At 53.8% G+C, this 1203-nt stretch carries 2 protein-coding genes; both read right to left on the bottom strand.

Translation table 11 applies throughout. From position 1 onward, the window contains the following. Positions 1–815: DUF1549 domain-containing protein (locus BLX24_RS30515; protein ID WP_143092940.1), on the bottom strand; the 815-nt coding region annotated here is incomplete at its 3' end. A gap of 4 nt (positions 816–819) precedes the next feature. After that, a partial coding sequence (locus tag BLX24_RS30510) for a leucine-rich repeat domain-containing protein (RefSeq protein WP_374755032.1) occupies positions 820–1203 on the bottom strand: 384 nt, incomplete at its 5' end.

Here is a 1203-nt window from a genome sequence, read left to right as displayed (position 1 = left end):
CAATCGCGGTAGGGAGACATGTCGCGCAGCCGGTCAACCGTGTAGCCATGAGAATCGGCATATCGGGCCAGGTCGAGCCAGTCGGTAGCCATGCGTTCGCCAAAATGCGGGGAAGCAAGGAGCCGGTCAACCTGTTTTTCATACGCATTGCCGCTTTTATCGGCCAGAAACGCGTCCGTTTCGGCGACAGTAGGGGGCAGGCCGGTCAGGTCAAGGGATAACCGGCGAAGCAGCAGATCGCGGGGGGCTTCAGCTGAAGGACGAAGGCCTTCATACTCCAGACGGCTGAAAATAAACCGGTCAATCTCGTTGATAGCGAGGCTATTGGCTGTTGGGTTAAGCGTCGGCAACGCTTTTTTCTCCGGTTTCACAAAGGCCCAGTGCGGTTTATAAACGGCGCCGGTTTTAATCCATTTCAGTAAAATCGCTTTCTCTTCCGCCGATAAGGTCAGATGCGATTGCGGGGTCGGCATCTGATAAGTCGGGTCGGAGGAAAGAATACGGTGGACCAGTTCACTTTTTGCCGGATTACCCGGCTTTACGGCTACTTTGCCGGGGTTTTCCGGCAGTTGCCCGTAAGCGCCCTGCGAAATGTCCAGACGGAGACCGGCTTTCTGTTTGGCTTTGTCGGGGCCATGGCAGGCAAAGCACTTGTCTGACAATATCGGCTTAACATGCTGGTTATAATCCAGTTCGGCCGGCAGTTTTTCGTAAGCAGCTGCCACGTCGGCGGGTACCTTGACCCCGTCGATAGGTTTAGGCGCCGGCAACCAGAAGGGCGCACTGGTCAGTAAAAAAAGAAGATACCGGATCATGGCGTTAACGTTGCGTTTTCAGAAGTTTATTCGTGTCGGGTCGGGTGAGCTGCTGTTGACCATCGTCGATTTTTAAAGCCGGATTGGCCCGTTTTAGCCGTTCAATACCTTGTGGGGTCGTTTTCGTTTGCCACAAGTACAGTACTTTCAGAGCAGGCAGCGAGGCCAGTTTATCAAGTCCGGCATCGGTTACTGCCGTTCCGTACAGGTTTAGCTGTTCAAGTTTGGGTAAGGCTTTCAGCGTTTCCAGACCGGCATCCGTGATCTGCGTATTTTCCAGGTTCAGTCGATTCAGGTTACTGAAAACAGACAACTGATTGAGGTCTTCATCCCGGACCGGTTGATTGGAAAGCCGGAGCCTGACCAGTTGAGACCTGACCCGGGCAAG

It is taken from the genome of Arsenicibacter rosenii (assembly GCF_001870735.1).
Lineage (GTDB): Bacteria > Bacteroidota > Bacteroidia > Cytophagales > Spirosomataceae > Arsenicibacter > Arsenicibacter rosenii.
Note: the sequence above shows the minus strand (reverse complement) of the source record. Positions and strands in the feature narration are given on the sequence as shown.